The sequence below is a fragment of the Myceligenerans indicum genome, from assembly GCF_016742955.1.
GTDB classification, from domain to species: domain Bacteria; phylum Actinomycetota; class Actinomycetes; order Actinomycetales; family Cellulomonadaceae; genus Myceligenerans; species Myceligenerans indicum.
In genome coordinates this window covers 1-20421 of the sequence record NZ_JABBYC010000053.1, presented here as the reverse complement: position 1 = coordinate 20421, position 20421 = coordinate 1, and the positions used below count along the sequence as shown (strand labels likewise).

The window sequence follows — 20421 nt, the reverse complement described above, 5'->3', positions numbered from 1 at the left end:
ATCCGCAGGACGCCGGGACGCAACTCGCCCTCGACCAGCATCCGCTCGGACCCGACGAGCAGGCTCATACGAAGCCCCCGATCGTCGCCCACACCGGGTGTTCGGGGCGCGGGCCCGCCGGCGCGCCCGGCACCTCGCCGCCGGAGCCGCCACCGGGCCCGGCGCCGGCCTCGTCGTCCGCTCGGGTCACCGCGGCCTCGATCAGGCCGTAAGGGCGGTCGGCGGCGAAGAACACCTCGCCCGGGTTGTCCAGGCCGAACGGCTCCAGGTCCACGAGGAAGTGGTGGTTGTTCGGGCAGCTCAGCCGGATCTCGGCGATCTCGGGGTAGGCGTCCAGCACCGCCTTGCCCATCGCGAACACGGTCTGCTGGAGCGCGAGCGAGTGCAGCCCGGCGAACGTCTCCAGCAGGATCGCGCGGACGGCGTCGTACCGTGCGTCGAACGCGGCGCCGCCGTCCCCGGCCGCGAGCGCCTCGGCCGCGAAGTCGTCGGTGTAGCGCCACCAGGCGGTGACGTCCGTGGCCAGGATGCGGTCCGTGGCCTCGGGGAGGGTGGTGTAGCGGTCGCGGGGGAAGCCGTGGAACTCGGAGCCGGTGGACTTCAGGAGGGTGGCGTCGCGCAGGCCGGACAGGACGGTGAGCTGCGGTGTGCCGTCCGCGGAGGCACCGGCGTGCACGAGGGCGGTGCGCCGTTCGCCGCCGGAGCGGACGAAGGAGTGGTCGTGGCCGGTGGCGTCCGGCGCGGCCGTGGCGTCGGTGCCGGTGGTGTCGGTGGCGGTGGCGTCCGGCGCGGCCGGAACCGGCCCGCCGCCGATCCGGTCCCAGCCGTACTGCTCTGCCGCCCAGCGCCCGCCGGTCACCTGGGGCCGCGCCAGGAAGTGGCGGGCCAGCCGCGCCAGGAAGGACTCGGGCGCGCCGATGCCGTCCCGCGCGAACGCGTAGACCGTGTTCTTCTGCGTGTCGGTCGCGATGACCCCGCTGTTGTCGCCGACCAGGTGGGTCGCGGCGAAGTCCCCGCGGAGCTGGGACGTGATGCTCAGGTCGGTGAGGCGGTGCCGGGGACTGTCACGGTCCACGCGTACCAGCCGCACCTCGGCCTTGCCGTACTGGTTGGCGCCCAGGACAACGCTCATGTCAGCTCCCTCGGTAGGTGGTGTAGGCGAACGGGCTCAGCAGCACCGCGACGTGCGTGTGCGGGGCGCCGAGCGCCACCTCCAGCACGATGCGGGGGTAGAAGGTCTCGCGGTCCTGGGAGGCGAACCAGTCGCCGGTGGCCAGCTCCAGCACGTAGGCACCCGGGCCGGGCAGCTCGCCCCAGGCGATGCGGCCGTCGGCGTCGGTGGTGGCGTGCCGCGTGACCGGCCCCGTGAGGGTCACGGCGAGGCCGGCGGCAGGCAGGCCGCGGGCGGCATCCAGGACGTGGGTGGAGGCGGTGGTCATGCCGGGGTCTCCTCGTCGACGAGTCCTTCGAGCCGCAGCAGGGCGATCTGCCGCAGTTCACCGGTCGCCACCAGCGTCTCGGTCGCCGCGTCGTTCCGCAGCCGGAGGGTCAGGTTCTCGAGGATCTCCGGCCCGGTCCGGCCGGCCGCGCGGACGAGGAAGATGCGCCCGAACCGCTCCTCGTACCGGACGTTGCCGTCCGCGATCGCGGCGGCCGTGGCCTCGTCGGCGGAGGATGCCGCGCCCTGCTCGCGGCGCGACATGGTGGCGGCGCGGCCGGTTCCCTCGGCGCGTTCACCGATGCGGGGGTGCTGAGCGAGTGCGGCCTCCAGGTCGCCCTCGCCCCAGGTCGCGGCGGACCGGGCCGCGCACCGCAGCAGGTCCTCGCGCGACGGGTAGGGGCGGCCGGAGACGACGTCGTCCACCCAGGCCGGGACCTGCGCGCACGATCGGACGGCGTCACTCGCGTCGGCGGTGGGCAGGGCGTTGAAGGTGGCCAGGTCCATGCTGCTGAATCTACGGTTTCACGGACACTTCCGTGCGACACGCAGGTTTCACCGACGTAAAAGGTCACCCGGAGCGGTCACCTGGTTCGGGGCGGGGACAGGGCTGGGGCCTCGCCACCGCGGGCAGGCCCGGGGCCCGGGCCCCGGGCCCCGGGGAGGGGTCAGGGAGTGGGGCGTGCAGCCATGGCGAGGAGTCCCCGGTCGGAGCCCGCCGGGCCCACCAGGCAGACGCCGGCCGGCAGGCCGCCGGCGGTCCGGACCGGGATCGACACCGCCGGGAGGCCACCCAGGACGGCCGTGGCGCAGAGCGTCACGGTCGCCACGCGAACGGCCTCGGCGGCGTCCGGGTCACCGGCCGCCGGGGCGACCGACGACGCCGACGGCACCACCAGGACGCGGTCGCCGACCTGCTCGCGGATCACCGACCGCGCCTCTGCGGCGACACCGCGGGCAGCGGCCGCCTCCTCGGCGGTGACCGACCGCGCGAACTCGAACCGTCCCCGCACGGCGGGCCCGAGGTCGCCGAGATGCTCGGCGACCCAGGTGCCGTGCGCCTGCCAGGCCTCGGCGGCCTGCACCACGCGGACGGCCTGGACCCACGCGTCCGGGAGCCCGGTGAAGGGCGGGGCGCCGAGACCGGCGCCGCCCGCCACGGCGAGCGCGGGAGCCGCCGTCGAACCGGCGAGCCAGGCCTCGACGGCCGACCGGACGTCCGGCTCGGCGAGGTCGAGAAGCCCTCTGGCCGGGACGAGCCGCCGCCGGAAGGGCGCGGCCCCGGCCGCCGGCGCGGGCGTAAGGCCCTCCGTCGGCGCGGACGCGGCCGCCTCCGTGGGGGCCGCCCTGCCGTCGAGCGCCGAGCCGTCGCCCCGATCTGCCGACATGGTCGCCGACGGATCCGGCGGGAGCAGCACGTCCCCGACGCGGGCGAGCAGGTCCGGGTCCCGGGTCAGCCAGCCCACCGTGTCGAACGAGGGCGCGAGCGGGAGCACCCCCTCGCCGGAGACCGCACCATGAGTGGGCCGGAAGCCCCACAGCCCCTGGTAGGCCGCGGGCACGCGGATCGATCCGGACGTGTCGGTGCCCAGCCCGATGCTCACCTCGCCGGCGGCGACGGCGGTCGCGGGGCCCGACGTCGACCCGCCGCTGATCCGGCCGGGCGCGGCCGGGTTCGGTGGTGTGCCGTAGTGGGCGTTCGCTCCGGTCAGCGACCAGGCGAACTCCTCGGTCTGCGCGATCCCCGTGATCGCCGCGCCCGCTTGGGCCAGCCGGGCCACGGCGGGCGCGTGCGCCGCCTCCAGGGGCGCCTGGGCGAGCCACGCCGGGTTCCCCGCCCCGACCCGCCGGCCGGCCACCGCGATCAGATCCTTGACGGCGACCGTCTCGCCGTCCAACACTCCCGATCCGGCCGGGGCCACCAGGGGATCACCGTCCCGCGCCGGCCCCACGCCGTCGCGCCCGAGCACTCGCCACACCGAGGTATCCATGCGGGCCATCGTGCCAGTCACGCGCCGGGCGGTGCCAGAACCCGCCCGGCGCCGGACGGAGCGCGCGCCGACCCCACCACGCCCGTGGCACGGTTGCCGTGGCGGCGCCTCCCACGGCGGGCTCATGGCAGGCGCACAGGCTCCTCCGGGGGTGCTCGAAGGTCCCGCTCTGAAGTTGGTCCCACAGCACGCACCGTTCCGGCCAAGCCGACCGTCAGGAGAGACGCATGACCGCCTTCCCCGACCCCGAGTCCACGCCGTCCGGGCCTTCCTACCAGGGCAGGCCGCTACCCCGGCCCGAGGAGGAGGTGGTCGACCAGGGGCTCCGGTTCGACGTGGGCACGCTGGTCGACCGCCGCCGGGTCCTGGCCCTGCTCGGCATCGGCCTCGGCACGGCCGGGCTCGCCGCCTGCTCCACGGGCTCGGGCAGTTCCGGCGACGCGGCGGCGACCACGGCCGACGGCGAGATCCCCGACGAGACCGCGGGTCCTTACCCCGGCGACGGATCGAACGGTCCGGATGTCCTGGAGGACTCGGGCATCGTGCGCAGTGACATCCGTTCGAGCCTCGGCGGCGGCACCACGGCCACGGGCGTACCGATGACGCTGTCGCTGACCGTCCTCGACATGGCCAACGACGACGCGCCGTTCCAGGACGTGGCCGTCTACGTCTGGCACTGCGACGCGGCCGGTGGCTACTCGATGTACTCCGAGGGTCTGGAGGACGAGACCTACCTGCGCGGGGTCCAGACCACCGATGCGGACGGGACAGCGACCTGGACGTCGATCGTCCCGGCCTGCTACACGGGCCGGTGGCCGCACATCCACTTCGAGGTCTACCCCGGCACGGGCTCGATCGACGACTCCGCGAACGCGATCGCCACCTCGCAGGTCGCCCTGCCTGAGGACGTGTGCCGTACCGTGTACGCCCTGGACGAGTACGCCGGTTCCACAGCCAACCTCGACCAGATCTCCTTGGACACGGACAACGTGTTCGGCGACGACGGCGGCGCCCTGCAGCTGGCCACCGTCTCCGGTGACACGGACTCCGGCTACACCGTGTCGCTCACGATCCGGGTCGACACCACCACGGAGCCGTCAATGGGCGACGCTCCCGCAGGGCCCGGCGGTGACGGTGCTCCACCCGCGGACGGGGCACCCGGCGGCGAACCGCCGTCGGACGCGCCGTCCGCCCCCTGACGGGGCGTCGGGCGGTCACCCGCGCAAGCCCGCCGTCCGGTCATGCGGATCCCTTGTACGGATCCACGAGGGAGAAGGGTGTCCGAGCCACTTCCAGCGCGGACTCCGGGAACTCGTCGCCCGGCGCGTAGTAGCGCGCCCGGGTCCGGCCGACGGACCTCAGCACGCCGACCGCCACGAGATCCCGGAGGTCGCGCTGGGCCTGCTGCACGCTCAGGCTCTCCGCATGCTGGTAGCGCGCCCGGCGAACCCGGCCGGTGAGGGCGACGTCGTGCAGAGCCGTGACGACACGCGCGTCCCACCCCTCACGGCTCGCGAACCCGTCGAGCTCGACGAGCGCCCTCGCCGAGCGCTCCATGCGCCGCTGCACCGACTGGGTCTGCTGATGCGACGCGGTCAGGTTGAAGCGGACCCAGTCGGCAACGTCCTGGTCGGGCTGGTACGTGGACCCGCGGTCGCCGAGCACCCGGTAGTACTCCCATGTGTTCCCCGGTCTCCCGAGCCATGCCTCGACCGAGGAGAACTCCGGCGCGAGGATCCCGGACCGCGCGGTGAGCAGGGTCTGCAACGACCGCGACATCCGCCCGTTCCCGTCGGCCCACGGGTGGATGGAGACGAGGTGCAGGTGCGCCATCGCGGCACGAACCACCGGGTGGGATCCGTCGCTCTCGTTCAGCCAGTCCACGAGTTCCGCCATGAGGTCCGGGACGTCGCCGGCAGGCGGGGCCGTGTAGGCGGCGATGGACGGATCCCGGGCGTCGGTCACGTAGACGGCACCGGGCCGCCACCGGCCGGCAGGCTTCCGCGGAGAGTTGCGGTGCCCCTGCAGCATCCAGTGCAGGGCGTTGAGGAAGCCCTTGCTGTAGGCGAAGTCCGGCGCATCGTGCAAGGACTGGATGTAGGTCATCATCCGCTGGTAGGCGAGGGTCTCCTCCCGGTTCTCGTCACTGATCTCCACATCCTTCTCACCGTCCATGAGGTCGGCGACGTCCACGGTGGAGACGCGGAAACCCTCGATCGAGTTCGATGCCGCGACCGCGTCCGCCGTGAGGAACCGGCGCAGCCCGTCGGTCCACTTCGTCGGCGTCGACCGTACGGCGAGCCGGAGCCCCTCGCGGGCAGCGTCGATCTCGGCGAGCACTCGCTCGTCGTCAGGACTCAGGCGCGGCGTGGGGAAGAGCATGATCCGACGATAGGTTGACGCAATGATTGCGTCAACCGATCATTGCCGCGTGGTGGAGGTGGATGGGGCTCAGCCCGTGAGGTCCGACGTCCGGATGCGGGCGTGCACCCCCTTGACCACGTCCACGACCTGGGAGATGTTGAAGTCCGTCGCCGCCGACAGGTAGGCGTACGCGTGCTCGGCGTCCATCCCGAACCGGGCCCGCAGCAGCGCGATCGCCGCGCGGACGCAGTTCTGCACGGCGACGTCGAGGTCGCGGTCCAGGCCGGTGGGGACGAGGAAGTCGCGCGTCTCGCCGAGCGGCCCGGCCAGCTCGCCGAACGCCGCGGTGGCCTCGCCCGCCGGGATCAGGTCCAGCCTCAGCCGCATACGCAATGAGGCCTCGAAAGCGGTGAGCGCCACCTCGCCGTCGCCCTGCGCGAAGTGCGGGTCGCCCACGTACGCGAGAGCGCCGTCGGCCTGCACGGGCAGGTAGAGGGTGGTGCCGGCGCCGAGCAGGTTGATGTCGATGTTGCCGCCGAAGCTCCCCGGCGGCACGGAGTGCGGCCGCTCCCGGCCACCGGCGGCCACGCCCATGATGCCGCAGAAGGGCGCCAGGTCGAACCCGACGGAAGGCCGGGCCGCCGCCGCGCCCGCGGCGGACGAGGCCGCGCCGGCCGTGCCCGCTCCCGCCCCGGCAGCAGGCGCTCCGGCGGCGGACCGCGGCAGGCGCCCGCGACCGTCGTCGTCCACCTCGGCGAACACGCTCACCACGTCGGCACCGGCCGCGGGGTACTCCTGCGGGAGCGCCCCGCGGCCGTGCCGGTTGGAGATCACCCCGTACGGGACGCGCGGCGTGGCCTCCAGCACGCGGATCGCGAGCAGGTCGCCCACGCGCGCGCCGCGCACCGCGATCGGGCCGGTCACCACGTGCCCGCCGTGGGCACCTGGCGCGTCGGCCGGCCCGGGAGCACGGACGCCGAGCCGGCTGGCGGCCTCGCCCGCGCGGGCGGCCCGGGTCAGCTCGACGGCGTCGGCCAGCACCGCCCGGTCGGGCACGCCCCGGGCGGCGAAGTAGGCGAGGGGATCGGATCCCTGGTCCTCGAGGATGCCCTCGTGGGACAGGGTGTCGACGACGACGTCGTCCCCCGGGTCCACCGTGAGGACCGGCTCGTCCGCGGCGCAGGGCAGACGGCCCCAGAAGGCCGTGTCCCGCTCGGTGGCCAGGTAGTGCACTCCCGCGGGGACGTCGGTTCCGGGCTGGAGGATGATCTGGTCGCGCATGGGCAGACGCTACCTGCCCACGACCTCCACGGTGGCGCCCGCCCGTTCCAGCGCGGTGCGGTAGCGGTCCGCCTCGGCGGCGGTGACCCGCTCGGCGACCGTCGTGGGGATGGTGCGGAACAGGGTGCGCGCGTCGTCCATGCCCAGGGCTGCCACCTGGCACAACGCGCTGATGAGCTCGACGGCGTCGCGCTCCCGCGACGCGTCCACGCCCACCAGCCGCACGGTGAACGGACCGTCGACGGAGAACTCGGGCTGCGCGACACCGCGCCGGGTCACCAGGACATCGATCGCCAGGTAGGTGAGGAAGACGAGCACCGTCCAGCCCACGACGGCGCAGACCGGACCGACGAACGGGAGCAGGTCGAGACCACCCACCACCGTGACGACCACCGGCGCGACGAGGACCGGCGCGGCATGCAGGAGCAGGCGATGCGCGACGACGCGCGAGTCCACGCCCCGCACGGCACGGATCCCGCGCACCGCCAGGTGCGCCACCGCCTGCTCGGCCCGGACTCGGGTCAGGCCGTGCGCCACGACCCAGCCCTCCGCGGCCTCGAGGCCCGGACCGGGTCGTGGCGCCCCGGGCGGACGCCGGCGCTCGGCCGCGTCGAGCGCCTCGAGTCCGAGGATCGTGCGCACCCGGTCCCGCGAGGACCCCCCGGTGTCGAGGACCCGCACCACGGAGCCCCTCGGGTCGGCGACGTCGTGAGCGGGATGCCGCACCGCCAGGACCAGCAGGATCGCCGCGACCGACCACAGGACACCGTCGAACCACCCGGCGACCGTCGCCTGCGCCTCGGCCGAGGCGGCATAGACGAGCGCCCCTACCAGGAACAACGCGACCCGTGTGCCGTGCTTCACAGAGGGCATCCTGCCAGATCTCAGAGCACGTTCCGGCAACCGTGCCAAGCGTCGGTGACGCCCGGATCTCCTCTATGTCAAGAGTATGAACATGCCCGATGGGCGAAAAATGTATACGCAGATTTCACGACATCGCGGCAGATGTTTCCCTCAGGTGATCGGCAGGTAAATAATTGGCCTGATCACCCCCGGGGGTATTGCACTTCATTTCGACGATCGACAAAATGATCGCCGTACGACAGGCCTGACCTGCAAGACCGCACGTCGACACACCTTCCCCCCACCCTCACGAACTTCGTAAGCCGGGCACAAGGCTGCCCCTCCCCCCTCACTCTCACGAACTTCGCGACCCGGGCACAAGCGCGCCCTCTCCCCCCTCTCACGAACTTCGCAACCAGGGCACAAGTCTGCCCCCACCCGTCTGTCGACGGTAGAGCGGCACCTCGCCGCGCACCACCCGACCCCGCCGGCCGGTCGCCGGCAGGTCACTCATACGACGAGACACCCACAGGTATCGGAGTTGACATGATCGAGCAGTACATCCAGCGGATGGGCACCTGGCCGTCCGAGGACGCCGTGATCGACGCCGGCGGCAGCACGAGCTACCTCTCGCTGCTGTCGGACATCTCCAGGCTCGGCGAGGCGTTCCGCGCCGCCGGCATCCCGGCAGGAGCCGTGGTCGCCGTCGAGGCACAGCACTCCGCACAGGCGGGTGCGGCACTGCTCGCGCTGGCCGACCTCGGCGCCGTCTGCGTCCCGATGACGCGGCTGCCGGAGGAGAAGCGCAAGGAGTTCCTCGACGTCGGCGAGGTGGAGTGGCTGATCGAGGTGTCGCCGGACCCGTCGGCCGACCCGGCCATCCAGCAGACCGGGGTGCACGCCTCCCACGCGCTCTACGCCAGCCTGCGCGAGCAGGGGTCGCCCGGCCTCGTCCTGTTCAGCTCCGGCACCACCGGGCGGAGCAAGGCCTCGGTCCTCGACTTCACCCGCCTGCTGGCCAGGTACCAGGACGATCGCCCCGCGCAGCGCATCCTGTCCTTCCTCAACCTCGACCACATCGGCGGGATCAACACCCTGCTGCACACGCTCGGCCAGGGCGGAACCGTCGTGACCGTGGAGGAACGCACGCCCGACGCCGTCCTGGCGGCGATCGCGCGGCACCGCGTCAACGTGCTGCCCACGACGCCGACGTTTCTCACGATGCTGCTCATCAGCGGCGCACTCGAACGGCACGACGTCTCCTCCCTCACCCACATCACCTACGGCACGGAGCCGATGCCCGAGCAGACCCTGCGCCGGCTCGCCCAGGAGCTGCCGTCCGTCCGCCTGAAGCAGACCTACGGCCTGTCGGAACTGGGCATCCTCGGAACGAAGTCGAGGGAGAACAACAGCCTGTGGGTGAAGCTCGGCGGCGAGGGCTTCGACTACAAGATCATCGACGACGTCCTGTGGATCAGGTCCCGCATGGCGATGCTCGGATACCTGAACGCCGAGGCGCCGTTCGACGACGAGGGCTACTTCAACACCCAGGACGTCGTACGGGTCGACGGCGAGTGGCTCCAGATCCTGGGCCGCCGCTCCGAGATCATCAACGTCGCGGGCGAGAAGGTGTACCCGAACGAGGTCGAGTCCGTGCTGCTCGAGATGGAGAACGTCCTGGACGTCACCGTGTCCGGGATCCCGAGCCCGGTCACCGGTCAGGTTGTTCAGGCGGCGCTGCACCTCGTCGGCGACGAGGGCCCGCGGGAGCTGCGCAAGCGGGTGGAGGCCCACTGCCGGGACCGGATGGAGCCCTACAAGATCCCCGCGAAGCTCGTCGTCACCAGCGGCGCGCACCACTCGGACCGGTTCAAGAAGGTCCGCGCATGAGTGCCGCGGACTCCCGCGTGGCCCTGATCAGCGGTGCGAGCCGAGGGCTCGGCCTGGCGATCGCCGAGCTGCTGCTCGCCGACGGCTGGTCGGTGGCCGCCCTGAGCAGGTCACGTCCCGAGACGCTCGACGCGATGCAGGACCGGTGGCCCGGGAACGTCCACTGGGTCAAGGCCGACGTCGCGCAGGACGACATGCGGGCCCAGGTGCGGGCGGTGACCGACCGCTTCGGCCGGCTCGACGTCCTGGTGAACAACGCGGGGGTGCTGCACCAGGAGCTGTTCCTGACCACGTCGGAGCGGCGCATCGACGAGCTGTTCGCCACCAACCTCGTCGGCCCCACCCGGCTCGCGCAGGCCTGCGCCCGCCGGATGTCGCGCGGCGGCGGCGGGAGCATCCTCAACGTCTCCTCGATCAACTCCATCCGGGGTTTCCGAGGCGTCACCCCCTACTCCGCGGCGAAGGCCGGGCTCGACGGGCTCACCCGGTCCGCGGCGCGCGAGCTGGGACCCCTGGGCATCCGGGTCAACTCGATCGTCCCGGGGTACTTCGAGAGTTCGATGACCGCACAGGTCACGGACGAGAACCGCACCCGCATCACCCACAGGACGCCGCTCGGACGGCTGGGCACCACCGAGGAGGTCGCGGAGATCGCGGCCTTCCTGGTCTCGGACCGAGCGGCCTTCATCACCGGCCAGACCATCACGGTAGACGGAGGACTGACATGCTGAGCAACGCGGAGATCACCGAGGCGATCACGAACGCGATCGTCGACCTGCTCGGAGACCTGCACGACGAGGACGACGGCATCGACCTGGACGCGACGTTCTCCGAGGTCGGGCTCAACTCCCTGATGCTCGCGCGCCTGGTCATCGCCCTGGAGACGGACCTGGGCGTGGACCCGTTCACCGACAGCGACCGCTCGATCGTGGACGTGCGGACGGTGGGCGACCTGGCCGGGCTGTACGCCCAGGCGTCGGGCACCGGGCAGGTCGCCGCGGAGGCAGCCCGATGACCACGCTCACCTTCTCCTCCGTCGACGACTATCTCGGGCCGGCCGAGGGCCGGTTCTTCGGCGCCGGCTACCGGCGCTCCGAGCTCGACCTGAGCGGCACGGCGGCACGCCACGACGGTGTCACCGGCCAGCTCTCGGTCACCTACCCCCAGGACTGGTCCCGCAAGAAGGTCGGGGTCGACCTGCGCCCGCACCTGTCGACCGTGGACGGCCTCGTGGTCGCCGCCCAGCTGACGGAGGCCCTGCTCACCCTGCGCCACGGCCTCACCCCGTCCCAGCGCACCCGGATGCGCCTCGTGAAGGTGACGATCCAGGCGGGCACGGAGCCCGACGAGGACCTGGGCGCCCTGCCGGTGGCCGCCGAGCTCAAGCGCACGACGGCGCAGGACGGATCCGCGGTGTCGGTGGTGAACTGCACCGTGGGCAGGATGCGCCTGCGCTGCCGGGTCACCCACCCGTCCTCGCCGGTCCAGGAGACCACCTCCGCCCGTCCGGTGCCCGACGTCCTCGGGGACCCCGGACGCCGGTACTGGGGCGAGGGCTACCGGTCCGGGCACCAGAGCGTGCTGAACGTGACCGCGGACGTCACGAACCTTCGGGCGACCGCCGACATCTCCACGACCGGGATCGCGGGCGACGTCGACCTGGGCCTGGGCGGTCCGCCGGACCCGGTGACCTTCATCGACGAGTTCGTCAGCGCGCTGCAGGCGTTCCAGATCCTGCTCTACGAGCTCGACGGGCTGAGCCGGTCCGAGTCGAACACGCTCTGGATGCAGCAGACCACGCTGACGTACGACCCGGACTCCTCGCAGGACCCGGGCGGCCTGAGCGTGGAGGTGGTCGAGTCCGACCTGCTCGAACTCCCCAACGGCACGTGGCGCAACCTCACCTTCGAGGCGCAGGGCGGCTCCGTCCGGCAGCGCAGCGTGTTCGCGCACAACCTTCCCGTGAACGCTCCCGCCCTGACGCACTGACCGTCCGACCCTCGTTTGGAGACCACCATGAAGCTGGCAATCTCAGGCACGTACTCCTCGGGCAAGACATCGACCGTGATGGCCCTGTCCTACTACACCGGGGTGCCCCGCACGGTGGCGCGCGCCATCCGCGAGATCATGCCCGAGGCCGTTCCGGGCAAGCGCCTCGCCGAGGTCACGCCCGCCGAGTACCTGCAGCTCGCGGTCCGGCGCCACGCCGGCCGCGTCGCGGCCGAGGCCCGGCTGGGAGACTCGTTCGTCTCGGACGGGACGTCGCTGCAGGAGTGGATCTACGCCTCGGCCCGGGTCCAGTTCGGGATGGACCCCAGCGCCGGCGGCTCGTCCCCGATCCCGCGCGACGACCTGGACCCGGAGATGCTCTTCTTCGAGAAGGTGACCGAGCAGTACGGCCACGCGTTCCGGCAGCACGTGGCGAGCACGTACGACGCCATGGTCCACCTCGTGAACGAGCGGCCCATCGCCGACGACGGCCACCGGCCGATGAACGAGGCGTTCCGCAGGTACTGCGACGACATGCTGCTGCGGTCCGTGCGGGAGCTCGGCCTGCCCATGACGGAGCTGCACGGCTCCCTGGAGGAGCGCGTGGTGCAGATCGCGGACCTGCACTCGATGCCCTCGGTCATGCCGGTCTCCGAGGCGATCGGCATGATGCAGCAGGACTACGCGGCGATCGACATGCGGCTCGAGCACGAGCGCGCGGCGGCCGGGGTCGCGTGATGCTGCTGTTCTGCTTCTCCTACGCGGGCGGGGTCGCCACGACTCTCTACGAGTCGTGGCCGGCCCTGCTCGGGCCGGAGCACACCGTGATCCCGGTCGACTACCCGGGGCGCGGGTCGCGCGCCGCCGAGCCGCTCGCGGCGACCCCGCAGGACCTGGTGGACGACGCGTTCGCCACCGTGTCCCGGCATGCCGGGAGCGAGGCGTCGTGGGGAGTGTTCGGGCACAGCATGGGGGCGATGGTCGCCCACCGGGTCGCCGCACGCGCGGAACGCGAGCCGGGGCTGCGACCGCCACGCATCGCCTTCGTGTCCGGTCGCCGGCCGCCCGGCGACCGGCCCGTCTCCCCCGTGCCCGCGGACTCGCCGGACCGCCTCCTCGAGCACGCCACGACATGGGGCGGCATCCCGGCGGACATCGCCGCCCGACCCCATCTGGCCAGACCGCTGCTTCGCGGCCTGGCCGACGACATCCGCGTCTCGCACGACCCGGACGCGCCGGCCGCCACCATGACGACACCCCTGCACGTCATGTGGAGCGCCGAGGATCCCCTCACCGACGCGAACCAGATCGGGCGCTGGGCGCTCATGTCCTACGGAACCGTGGCCTTCCACCGCTTCGAGGGCGACCACTTCTTCCTCGGACCGGGCGCCCGCCACGCCCTGCCGCTCGTGCGGGCGGTGGTGGACGCCTCAGGCGTGCACCACACCGAAGACGCTCGTCAGGAGGCCCGGGAACCGAGTCTCCAGATCCGTTGACCGCAAGGACGTCATCCGATGACGGCCCTGTTCACGCTGATCGATCACGCCCGCTTCCCGGAGCACCTTGAAGTGATGACTCAGGGTCGAGGCGGACACACGTACGTCGAAGCCGCCGCATGCCTGCTCCCCGCCCTCCAGCAGCTGACGCACGATGGTCAGCCTGGTCGGGTCGGCCAGAGCGTGCATGACGTCGACGACGTCGATGTCGTCTGTCGGCGGGCTCGGGAGTACGGCCGAGTGCACCATTGCGATTCCTTCCACCAACCACGGACTGTTGGACACCCATCGTAGCAGCGGCTACTGTCCGAACAGTTAGATGATCTTCGAACTGAAGGAGAATCATGACCTCGGCCGACACCTCGAGACCGCCGACGGAGACCGGTTTCGCACGCCGGAACCTCATGCTGCCGATCGCCCTCGTGGCGATGTTCATGGCGCAGTTCGACCTGTACGTGGTCAACGTCGCGCTGCCCGTGCTGGAAGACTCCCTGGGCGCCGGCGACGCCCAGCTCCAGCTGATCGTCGGAGGCTATGCCTTCACCTACGCCGCCGGGCTGCTGATCGGCGGACGCCTGGGCGACCACTTCGGCCATGCCAACATGTTCCGCGCCGGGATGCTCGCCTTCGGCGTCGCCTCGCTGCTGTGCGGCATCGCGCCGGGCGCCGGCTGGCTGGTCGCGTTCCGGCTCCTGCAGGGCGCGACGGCGGCCATGATGGTGCCGCAGGTGCTGGCGCTCATCACGGCGGCGTTCCCGCCCGCGGAACGGCCGCACGCCCTCGCGCGGTACGGGATGGTGATGGGAGTCGGGGCGGTCGCGGGACAGGTCCTGGGCGGCGTCCTGCTGCAGTACGGGATCGCCGGACTCGGCTGGCGCGTCATCTTCCTGATCAACGTTCCGATCGCCCTGGTCACCGTGGCCCTCGCCCTGCGGAACTTCCCGCAGGCCTCCGGCAGCAGCCGTGCACGGCTCGACGTCGGCGGGCTCACCGCCATCGTGCTCGGCCTGTCGCTCGTGCTCTTCCCCCTGATCACCGGGCGCAGCACGGGATGGCCGTGGTGGTCCTGGGCGCTGCTCGTCCTGGCGGTCCCCGTCCTGGCCGGCGCCGTGGCCTGGGAGCGCCGGGTGATGGAACGCGGGGAGAGGCCCATCCTGTCGCTCGGCCTGTTCCGTGAGCGCGCGTTCAACCTCGGGCTCGTGCTCTCGGTGGTCCTGTTCGGCGCGTTCTTCAGCTTCATCTTCTGTCTGACGCTCATGCTGCAGGACGGTCTGGGCCTGAGCCCGCTCATGGCCGGGCTGACCTTCGGCCCGCTCGGCATCGCGTTCGCCGTCGCCTCCGTCGGCGGCAGGGGACTCGTCCAGCGGTACGGCGCGAAGGCCGTCGCCGGGGGTACGACGCTCGTCGCGGTGGCGCTCGTCGCCACCGGGGTCCTGCTCCTGGTGCGCGGCCCCGAGATCACCGCCCTCGAGCTGGTCGTCCCGATGACCGCCGTCGGCCTCGGGAACGGGCTTGCCGTGCCGGCCGTCATCGGACAGGTCCTCGCCCGCATCCAGCCCGCCAACGCCGGAGCGGCGGCCGGCGTGCTCACCACGGCGCAGCAGTTCGCCAGCGCACTCGGTATCGCCGTCATCGGCGGGATCTTCTTCCAGGTGCTGGGAAGCAGCACCGACGTCGCCGGCCTCGCGTCCGGACTGGCCGCGGCCGTGTGGTGCGACCTGGCGCTCGTCATCCTCGGCATCTGGCTCGCCCTGCGCCTGAGCGCGAGCCGCCGGGACGCGCCCTCGGCCTGACCGGCCTCGCCGGCGCACACCCGACACCGACCATCGGACCAGGAGAACGAGCCATGAGACCACGACCGTTCCGTCTGCTCCGCCCCGAGACGCTCGAGGAAGCCCTTGCCGCACGGCGCGAGTGGGGCGACCGCTCGGCGCTCCTCGCCGGGGGCCAGTCGCTCGTACCGGCCATGAACGCCGGCCGGCACAGACCCGAGGTCGTGATCGATCTGAAGGGCATCGCCGGGTGGGGCGGGGTGCACGCGGATGACACCTCGCTCACCATCGGCGCGCTGGCCACGCACGAGCGGGTCGCCCGGCTCGGCGCCGCGGACCTCCCGACGGAGCTGGCGCAGGTCCCCGAGGTGGCGCGCGCCACGGCGCCGCACCCGGTCCGCGTGCGCGGCACCGTCGTCGGCAACCTCACCGCGGGCTTCCGCGGTGCCGCGTGGCCGGCGGTGCTCGGCGCGTACGGTGCGCGGGTCGGGATGCGGCACGTGGAGCGCGGCGTGGCCGCCGTCGGTGTCCACGAGGCGCCAGGGCTCGCGTCCGAGGGCTGGATCGCCACGGAGATCGTCGTCCCCGCCGGGCACCGGATCGGCCGCGCGGAGGTGCGCGTGCGCGCGTCCGGGCGGTCGTACCGGGTCACCTGTGCGATGGCACACCACGCGGGTGGCGGCGCCGACGTCTGGCTCTGCGGCCTCACGTCGTCTGCGACGCACGACCGCGTCGAGGACCTCTCCGACGACGATCTGACCCACCTCGCCCAGGGCCGGGCCGGACAGGTCGAGGCCTCGCCTCGCCGCACGGAGTCCGGTGCCGACCCCGAGACCGACGAACGAGATCTCTGGCACGCCGCCACACGCACGGTGCTGCGGCGCGCCCGGACCGAGCTCGAGGAGAACACGCGATGACGACCGACACCAGCACTGCGGCGGCCCGCCGGGACACCCTGGCCCGGCCGGTGGACCAGGACCCGGCCGACCCGTCGGGGCCGTGGGACGAAACGGCCTCGCGGCCGACAGTGAACGGGACGGCGCGCGACGTCCGCGAGGAGCCGCGCCGCCTCCTGGTCGACGCGCTCCGGAAGGACTTCGGCGTCACGACGACGGCGACCAGCTGCTCGGACGGGGTGTGCGGCACCTGCACCGTCCTGGTCGACGGCGATCCGGTGCGCTCGTGTCTCATGCTGGTCCACGAGGCCGACGGCCGCACGGTCCGGACGGCCGAGGACGTGCTCGCGAGCGAGCCGGGCCTGTCCGGGATCTTCAGCAGGCACCACGCCATCCAGTGCGGGTTCTGCACCCCCGGGTACCTGGTGCTGGCCACGGCGATGATCGAGGCCGGGGACCCGGTCTCGGACCGGACGCTGCGGGAGATCGTCTCGGACAACATCTGCCGCTGCACGGGCTACGGCCCGATCGTGGCCGCGTTCCGCGAGATCGCGCAGGTTCACGGACTGTGGGAGGACGCCGAATGACCGTGGACCAGGAGTTCAGCAGACTGGAGGACCACCGGCTCGCCGTCGGGCGCGGGCGGTTCCACGAGTCCGTCCGCCGGGCGGACCTGGCACACCTGCGGGTGGTGCGGTCCGCGGTGGCACACGGCCGGCTCGACGGGGTCGACGTGGCCGAGGCGGCGGCCGTCCCCGGCGTCCTCGGCGTGTTCACCGCGGCCGACCTGCCCGACGGTCCGCCCATCCCCGCGCGCCAGCCCAGCCCGGGGATCGACTTCACCCCCTACCTGCAGCCGCCACTGGCGCGGGAGTGGGTGCGGCACGTCGGCGAACCCGTGGCGTTCGTCGTCGCCGAGGACGCCTACGTGGCCGAGGACGCGGCCCGCCTGGTCGACGTCGCGATCTCCGAGCTGCCGCCGGTGCTGGACGCGCGCCGGGCGGACGGCACCACCGTCGAGTCGCTCGCCGGCGTGCCCGCCCGTGTCGGCACCATCGACACCGGCTACGGGGACGTCGCCGGCGCCTTCGACCAGGCCGCGACCGTCGTCGAGCTCGAGCTCGACACCGGCCGCCACTCGGCGATGCCCCTGGAGAACCGGGGCCTGACCGTGGGTTTCGACCACGACACCGAGAGGCTCGTGGTCTGGGGCGCGGCCAAGGTCCCCTTCTGGAACCGCAACGTGATCGCCCGGTATCTCGGCGTCCCCGACGACCGCCTCCACATGCGCGAGTCCGACGTCGGCGGCAGCTTCGGGATCCGCGGCGAGCTGTACGCCGAGGATCTGCTCACCGTCTGGGCGGCGTCGCGGCTGCGGCGCACGATCCGGTGGGTCGAGGACCGCGAGGAGCATCTTCTCGCGGCGAACCACGCCCGTCAGCAGCACCACCGGGTCCGCGCCGCGTTCACGCCGGAGGGCCGGATGACGGCGCTCGACGACGAGGCGTGGCTCGACACCGGCGCCTACATCCGCACGCACGGTGCGGTGGTCGCGGCGCTGACGGCCGGGATGTTCGCGGGACCGTACCGGGTACCGGCGTTCCGGAGCCAGGTCCACCTGGTGGTGACCAACAAGATGGGGGTGGGCACCTACCGGGCTCCCGGACGCTTCCAGAACAACGCCGCCCGTGAGCACCTCATGGACCTCGCCGCCTCGCGGCTGGGGCTGAGCCCCGAGGAGGTCCGCCTGCGCAACCTGCCCACCGGCGAGGAGACCCCCGACGCACGCCCGATGCGGATCTTCGGCGCGCCGATGCTCCTGGACGGCGGGGACCATCACGGGCACGTCACCAAGGCTCTGGCCACCGTCGGCTGGGACACCTGGACCGCGCGTGCCGGCCGGGCACGGTCGGAGGGGCGCGCCGTCGGGGTCGGCATGGCGGCGATCCTCGAGAAGGCCGGCCTCGGGCACGAGAACGCCGTGGTCTCCGTCGACACGAGCGGAGGCGTGCGCGTCGCCGTGGGGTCCACGTCGGTCGGGCAGGGGGCGGAGACCGTCCTGGCGATCGCCGCCGCCGAGGTCCTGGGCGTGCCGCCGCAGGCCGTCCGGGTGGTCCTGTCGGACACGGACACCCTGCACGACGGCGGCGGCACGTTCGCGAGCAGGACCACCGTGGTGGCCGGCACCGCCGTCCACCAGGCGGCCGAGCAGGTCCGCGACCGGGCCGCCCGGACGGCCGCGCGCATCCTGCAGGCCGAGCCGGAGGACGTCGTCGTCCGCGACGGCTTCGCGGCGTCCCGGCACGCGCCCAAGCGGCAGCTCCCGCTGGGGGCTCTCGCGCAGGCGGCGGCCGCTCCCGGCTTCCTGCGGCCGGGTGAGGAGCCCGGTCTCATCGCCCGGTCCACGTTCAGCGCCCCGACGATGACCTATCCCCCCGGCGTGCACTTCGCCGAGGTGGAGGTGGACACCGACATCGGCGAGGTCCGGGTCACCAGGTACGCCGTGACCTACGAGATCGGCCGGACCATGCACGAGGGCATGGCCCGCGGGCAGGTGACGGGCGGTGTCGCGCAGGGCATCGGCGGAGCGCTGTACGAGGACCTCCCCTACGACGCCGACGGCGTACCCCTCGTGCGCAGCCAGCGGGACTACCGGGTCCCCCTGGCGCGCGACCTGCCCGACATCGAGGTTCATCTCTTCGAGGACGTCCCGGCGCCCGGCAACCCGCTCGGCGTGCGGGGCGTGGGTGAGGCGGGCATCGCGGGGGCCGGTGCCGCCGTCATGAACGCCGTCCGTGACGCCCTGCAGCTCACCGCACCGCTTCCCCGCCTGCCCCTGACCCAGGCCACCGTGCTCCGGGCGATCCGGGACAGGGACGCTCCCGCCCGCTGACCCGGCCCGGAACCACCCGCCCGACCAGAATGCCGCCGCCCGGCGGCGACCGACCAGGAGGAACGCCATGGAGATCGCCACGTCCGAAGACCTGCTCACCCGCCGCAAGTACCGTGCCTCGCTCCTCTTCGAGGAGATCATCACCAACAACCGGCTCGAACTCGCCGACGAGATCTTCGCCCCCGACTTCTACTGGCCCCAGTTCGATCTGCGGGGTCCTGACGGGGTCCGCACCTGGGTGAAGGCGTTCCGCACCGCCTTCCCCGACATGCAGGACCACGTGGTCGAGCAGGTGGCCGAGGGAGACATGGTGGTGTCCCGGGTCAGGTGCGTGGGCACCCAGCTGGGGCCGTTCCGGGGGCTGCCGCCCAGCGGCAAGCAGGCGGACTTCGGCGCCGTCGGGATCGACCGGTTCTCCGGCGACCTCATCGTCGAGCGGTCGGCCTGGTTCGACATCGCCGACCTCATGCGGCAGCTCGGCCACACGACGCTCGACGTCCCGCCCGTCGACAAGCCCTGATCGCGACCGGCGTCGGTCACGACGTCGCCCGGTCCGCCGGGACGCCGCATCGGGTGCCGTACGCGCCCGGCGCGTCGCCCCGGCGCCCCGGCGGAGCGGGAAGCGCCGCGGCGAGAGCGACATGGTGGGAGTCCAGCCGCGTGTCCGCGAGCAGCCAGCCGGGTGGGGACGCCGTGACGTCGTCGGCGTCCAGCGCCCTGCCCAGCCCGATGCCGAGGCCCTTGAGATAGGCCTCCTTGCGGGTCCAGATCCGCGTGAACGCCGCGGTCCGCCGTGGCGGGGCCTCTTGCTCCAGCAGGAGCCGCTCCGCCGGATGCAGCACGGCGGACATCTCCTCCACGGCGGCGGACGTGACCTGCGGTTCGACGTCGACGCCGACGGCGGCGCGGGAGACCGCGACCGCGGCCAGGCGGCCGCCGTGGGACAGCGAGAACTCCAGCGGCTCCGCGCCGCCACCGGCCAGCACCGGGCGTCCGTGCGGCTCCCCGCACCCGGGGCAGGCGGCTCTGCCGAACCGGAGGGTCCGCGGCGGCCGGCCGAGCCGTTCCCCGAGGACGAGGCGCAACGCCGTATGCGCCACCAGGTAGCGTTCACGGTCCGCCGGACGGCGGAAGCGTGCCAGTCGCGCGCGCTCGGTGTCGTCCAGGACATCGGGCAGGTCGCGTGCCGTCACGCCGTCGGGTCTGCCGATGCCCGGCTCACCCGGGACGTCCGGCCCGCCTGACGCACCCGGCGTTCCCAACGTGCCTGATGCACCCGGCGCTCCCCGTCCCCCCGGCCCCAGCACTCCCGGCACCAGCAGCACGGCCGCCTCGGCCGTGCCCACGGTGAGGCGGGCGACGGTGAGCCGTTCCACCACCTCAGGCATCGTGGTGGATGCGGCCGTCCGTCTCCGTCAGGGCGTGGCCCGAACCTCCCCAGCGGGCCGAGACGATCTCCGCAGCAATACTCACCGCCGTCTCCTCCGGAGTACGCGCCCCCAGATCCAAACCGATCGGACTGTGCAAACGCGCCAACTCATCCTCCCGAACCCCCGCCTCCACCAGAC

22 protein-coding genes are annotated in these 20421 nt (G+C 72.8%); 12 read left to right on the top strand and 10 right to left on the bottom strand.

What is annotated here, in order from left to right:
- Nucleotides 1–64: 64 nt before the first annotated feature.
- The 4 genes from pucL to HGK34_RS19115 all read right to left on the bottom strand — a co-directional run bounded on the left by pucL (nucleotide 65) and on the right by HGK34_RS19115 (nucleotide 3429).
- Entirely contained in the window at nucleotides 65–1132 is a 1068-nt protein-coding gene (pucL, locus tag HGK34_RS19130; protein ID WP_201850389.1) for a factor-independent urate hydroxylase, read from the bottom strand.
- Nucleotide 1133: 1 nt separating this feature from the next.
- On the bottom strand, nucleotides 1134–1439 hold the full coding sequence (locus HGK34_RS19125; protein ID WP_201850387.1) for a hydroxyisourate hydrolase: 306 nt from the start codon (nucleotides 1437–1439) through the stop codon (nucleotides 1134–1136).
- Nucleotides 1436–1945, bottom strand: a complete 510-nt coding sequence (uraD, locus tag HGK34_RS19120; RefSeq protein ID WP_201850377.1) for a 2-oxo-4-hydroxy-4-carboxy-5-ureidoimidazoline decarboxylase — start codon at nucleotides 1943–1945, stop codon at nucleotides 1436–1438. Before uraD ends, HGK34_RS19125 begins: the two co-directional genes overlap by 4 nt.
- Before the next feature lie 161 nt (nucleotides 1946–2106).
- Nucleotides 2107–3429, bottom strand: coding sequence for an amidase family protein (locus HGK34_RS19115; RefSeq protein WP_244666945.1), 1323 nt, complete (start codon nucleotides 3427–3429; stop codon nucleotides 2107–2109).
- A 227-nt stretch (nucleotides 3430–3656) separates the two neighbouring features.
- Between HGK34_RS19115 and HGK34_RS19110 the strand changes: the two genes are divergently transcribed.
- Nucleotides 3657–4628 carry an intradiol ring-cleavage dioxygenase gene (locus tag HGK34_RS19110; protein WP_201850373.1) on the top strand — a complete coding sequence of 324 codons (972 nt, stop codon included), beginning with the start codon at nucleotides 3657–3659 and terminating at the stop codon, nucleotides 4626–4628.
- 40 nt (nucleotides 4629–4668) lie between these two features.
- Here HGK34_RS19110 and HGK34_RS19105 read toward each other — a convergent pair whose 3' ends face one another.
- The 3 genes from HGK34_RS19105 to HGK34_RS19095 all read right to left on the bottom strand — a co-directional run bounded on the left by HGK34_RS19105 (nucleotide 4669) and on the right by HGK34_RS19095 (nucleotide 7938).
- Complete coding sequence (locus tag HGK34_RS19105) at nucleotides 4669–5811, bottom strand: Fic family protein (protein ID WP_201850371.1); 1143 nt, start codon at nucleotides 5809–5811, stop codon at nucleotides 4669–4671.
- A 69-nt stretch (nucleotides 5812–5880) separates the two neighbouring features.
- Entirely contained in the window at nucleotides 5881–7074 is a 1194-nt protein-coding gene (locus HGK34_RS19100) for an acetamidase/formamidase family protein (RefSeq protein WP_201850369.1), read from the bottom strand.
- 9 nt (nucleotides 7075–7083) lie between these two features.
- Nucleotides 7084–7938, bottom strand: coding sequence for a ribosomal protein L7/L12 (locus HGK34_RS19095; protein WP_201850367.1), 855 nt, complete (start codon nucleotides 7936–7938; stop codon nucleotides 7084–7086).
- A 525-nt stretch (nucleotides 7939–8463) separates the two neighbouring features.
- On the opposite strand from HGK34_RS19095, the gene HGK34_RS19090 reads away from it, so the two are divergent.
- The 6 genes from HGK34_RS19090 to HGK34_RS19065 are packed head-to-tail and all read left to right on the top strand — an operon-like array spanning nucleotide 8464 to nucleotide 13292.
- Nucleotides 8464–9807: an ANL family adenylate-forming protein gene (locus tag HGK34_RS19090; RefSeq protein WP_201850365.1), complete on the top strand. Its 1344-nt coding sequence runs from the start codon at nucleotides 8464–8466 to the stop codon at nucleotides 9805–9807.
- The gene (locus HGK34_RS19085; protein WP_201850362.1) at nucleotides 9804–10538 is read left to right on the top strand and encodes an SDR family NAD(P)-dependent oxidoreductase; all 735 of its coding nucleotides are present in this window, start codon (nucleotides 9804–9806) and stop codon (nucleotides 10536–10538) included. The genes HGK34_RS19090 and HGK34_RS19085 overlap by 4 nt, the downstream gene beginning before the upstream one ends.
- Nucleotides 10532–10822 carry an acyl carrier protein gene (locus tag HGK34_RS19080; protein ID WP_201850359.1) on the top strand — a complete coding sequence of 97 codons (291 nt, stop codon included), beginning with the start codon at nucleotides 10532–10534 and terminating at the stop codon, nucleotides 10820–10822. The genes HGK34_RS19085 and HGK34_RS19080 overlap by 7 nt, the downstream gene beginning before the upstream one ends.
- The gene (locus tag HGK34_RS19075; protein ID WP_201850356.1) at nucleotides 10819–11796 is read left to right on the top strand and encodes an AvrD family protein; all 978 of its coding nucleotides are present in this window, start codon (nucleotides 10819–10821) and stop codon (nucleotides 11794–11796) included. Before HGK34_RS19080 ends, HGK34_RS19075 begins: the two co-directional genes overlap by 4 nt.
- A gap of 27 nt (nucleotides 11797–11823) precedes the next feature.
- Nucleotides 11824–12534, top strand: a complete 711-nt coding sequence (locus HGK34_RS19070) for an AAA family ATPase (RefSeq protein WP_201850354.1) — start codon at nucleotides 11824–11826, stop codon at nucleotides 12532–12534.
- Nucleotides 12534–13292 (top strand): thioesterase II family protein, encoded by a 759-nt coding sequence (locus HGK34_RS19065; protein ID WP_201850352.1) that lies wholly within the window; start codon nucleotides 12534–12536, stop codon nucleotides 13290–13292. The genes HGK34_RS19070 and HGK34_RS19065 overlap by 1 nt, the downstream gene beginning before the upstream one ends.
- Here HGK34_RS19065 and HGK34_RS19060 read toward each other — a convergent pair.
- The gene (locus tag HGK34_RS19060) at nucleotides 13227–13541 is read right to left on the bottom strand and encodes an ArsR/SmtB family transcription factor (RefSeq protein ID WP_201850349.1); all 315 of its coding nucleotides are present in this window, start codon (nucleotides 13539–13541) and stop codon (nucleotides 13227–13229) included. The two genes, HGK34_RS19065 and HGK34_RS19060, sit on opposite strands and share 66 nt — an antisense overlap.
- A 95-nt stretch (nucleotides 13542–13636) precedes the next feature.
- On the opposite strand from HGK34_RS19060, the gene HGK34_RS19055 reads away from it, so the two are divergent.
- The 5 genes from HGK34_RS19055 (at nucleotide 13637) to HGK34_RS19035 (ending at nucleotide 19373) form a co-directional block, all read left to right on the top strand.
- On the top strand, nucleotides 13637–15085 hold the full coding sequence (locus HGK34_RS19055; protein ID WP_201850347.1) for an MFS transporter: 1449 nt from the start codon (nucleotides 13637–13639) through the stop codon (nucleotides 15083–15085).
- A 53-nt stretch (nucleotides 15086–15138) separates the two neighbouring features.
- Complete coding sequence (locus HGK34_RS19050; protein WP_201850345.1) at nucleotides 15139–15981, top strand: FAD binding domain-containing protein; 843 nt, start codon at nucleotides 15139–15141, stop codon at nucleotides 15979–15981.
- On the top strand, nucleotides 15978–16547 hold the full coding sequence (locus HGK34_RS19045) for a (2Fe-2S)-binding protein (protein WP_201850343.1): 570 nt from the start codon (nucleotides 15978–15980) through the stop codon (nucleotides 16545–16547). The genes HGK34_RS19050 and HGK34_RS19045 overlap by 4 nt, the downstream gene beginning before the upstream one ends.
- Nucleotides 16544–18853: a xanthine dehydrogenase family protein molybdopterin-binding subunit gene (locus HGK34_RS19040; protein ID WP_201850340.1), complete on the top strand. Its 2310-nt coding sequence runs from the start codon at nucleotides 16544–16546 to the stop codon at nucleotides 18851–18853. Before HGK34_RS19045 ends, HGK34_RS19040 begins: the two co-directional genes overlap by 4 nt.
- 67 nt (nucleotides 18854–18920) lie before the next feature.
- Nucleotides 18921–19373, top strand: coding sequence for an ester cyclase (locus HGK34_RS19035; RefSeq protein WP_201850338.1), 453 nt, complete (start codon nucleotides 18921–18923; stop codon nucleotides 19371–19373).
- 16 nt (nucleotides 19374–19389) lie between these two features.
- Here HGK34_RS19035 and HGK34_RS23330 read toward each other — a convergent pair whose 3' ends face one another.
- Both HGK34_RS23330 and HGK34_RS19025 read right to left on the bottom strand, forming a co-directional pair.
- Entirely contained in the window at nucleotides 19390–20232 is an 843-nt protein-coding gene (locus HGK34_RS23330) for a 4'-phosphopantetheinyl transferase family protein (protein ID WP_201850336.1), read from the bottom strand.
- A gap of 1 nt (nucleotide 20233) precedes the next feature.
- Nucleotides 20234–20421, bottom strand: a 188-nt coding sequence (locus HGK34_RS19025) for an XdhC family protein (protein WP_201850334.1), incomplete at its 5' end; no start/stop codon positions are given.

Excerpts from the sequence above, each read along its gene's own strand:
- pucL (WP_201850389.1), bottom strand. The coding sequence starts at position 1,132 with ATGAGCGTTGTCCTGGGCGCCAACCAGTACGGCAAGGCCGAGGTGCGG.
- HGK34_RS19125 (WP_201850387.1), bottom strand. The coding sequence starts at position 1,439 with ATGACCACCGCCTCCACCCACGTCCTGGATGCCGCCCGCGGCCTGCCT.
- uraD (WP_201850377.1), bottom strand. The coding sequence starts at position 1,945 with ATGGACCTGGCCACCTTCAACGCCCTGCCCACCGCCGACGCGAGTGAC.
- HGK34_RS19115 (WP_244666945.1), bottom strand. The coding sequence starts at position 3,429 with ATGGATACCTCGGTGTGGCGAGTGCTCGGGCGCGACGGCGTGGGGCCG.
- HGK34_RS19110 (WP_201850373.1), top strand. The coding sequence starts at position 3,657 with ATGACCGCCTTCCCCGACCCCGAGTCCACGCCGTCCGGGCCTTCCTAC.
- HGK34_RS19105 (WP_201850371.1), bottom strand. The coding sequence starts at position 5,811 with ATGCTCTTCCCCACGCCGCGCCTGAGTCCTGACGACGAGCGAGTGCTC.
- HGK34_RS19100 (WP_201850369.1), bottom strand. The coding sequence starts at position 7,074 with ATGCGCGACCAGATCATCCTCCAGCCCGGAACCGACGTCCCCGCGGGA.
- HGK34_RS19090 (WP_201850365.1), top strand. The coding sequence starts at position 8,464 with ATGATCGAGCAGTACATCCAGCGGATGGGCACCTGGCCGTCCGAGGAC.
- HGK34_RS19085 (WP_201850362.1), top strand. The coding sequence starts at position 9,804 with ATGAGTGCCGCGGACTCCCGCGTGGCCCTGATCAGCGGTGCGAGCCGA.
- HGK34_RS19080 (WP_201850359.1), top strand. The coding sequence starts at position 10,532 with ATGCTGAGCAACGCGGAGATCACCGAGGCGATCACGAACGCGATCGTC.
- HGK34_RS19075 (WP_201850356.1), top strand. The coding sequence starts at position 10,819 with ATGACCACGCTCACCTTCTCCTCCGTCGACGACTATCTCGGGCCGGCC.
- HGK34_RS19070 (WP_201850354.1), top strand. The coding sequence starts at position 11,824 with ATGAAGCTGGCAATCTCAGGCACGTACTCCTCGGGCAAGACATCGACC.
- HGK34_RS19065 (WP_201850352.1), top strand. The coding sequence starts at position 12,534 with ATGCTGCTGTTCTGCTTCTCCTACGCGGGCGGGGTCGCCACGACTCTC.
- HGK34_RS19060 (WP_201850349.1), bottom strand. The coding sequence starts at position 13,541 with ATGGTGCACTCGGCCGTACTCCCGAGCCCGCCGACAGACGACATCGAC.
- HGK34_RS19055 (WP_201850347.1), top strand. The coding sequence starts at position 13,637 with ATGACCTCGGCCGACACCTCGAGACCGCCGACGGAGACCGGTTTCGCA.
- HGK34_RS19050 (WP_201850345.1), top strand. The coding sequence starts at position 15,139 with ATGAGACCACGACCGTTCCGTCTGCTCCGCCCCGAGACGCTCGAGGAA.
- HGK34_RS19045 (WP_201850343.1), top strand. The coding sequence starts at position 15,978 with ATGACGACCGACACCAGCACTGCGGCGGCCCGCCGGGACACCCTGGCC.
- HGK34_RS19040 (WP_201850340.1), top strand. The coding sequence starts at position 16,544 with ATGACCGTGGACCAGGAGTTCAGCAGACTGGAGGACCACCGGCTCGCC.
- HGK34_RS19035 (WP_201850338.1), top strand. The coding sequence starts at position 18,921 with ATGGAGATCGCCACGTCCGAAGACCTGCTCACCCGCCGCAAGTACCGT.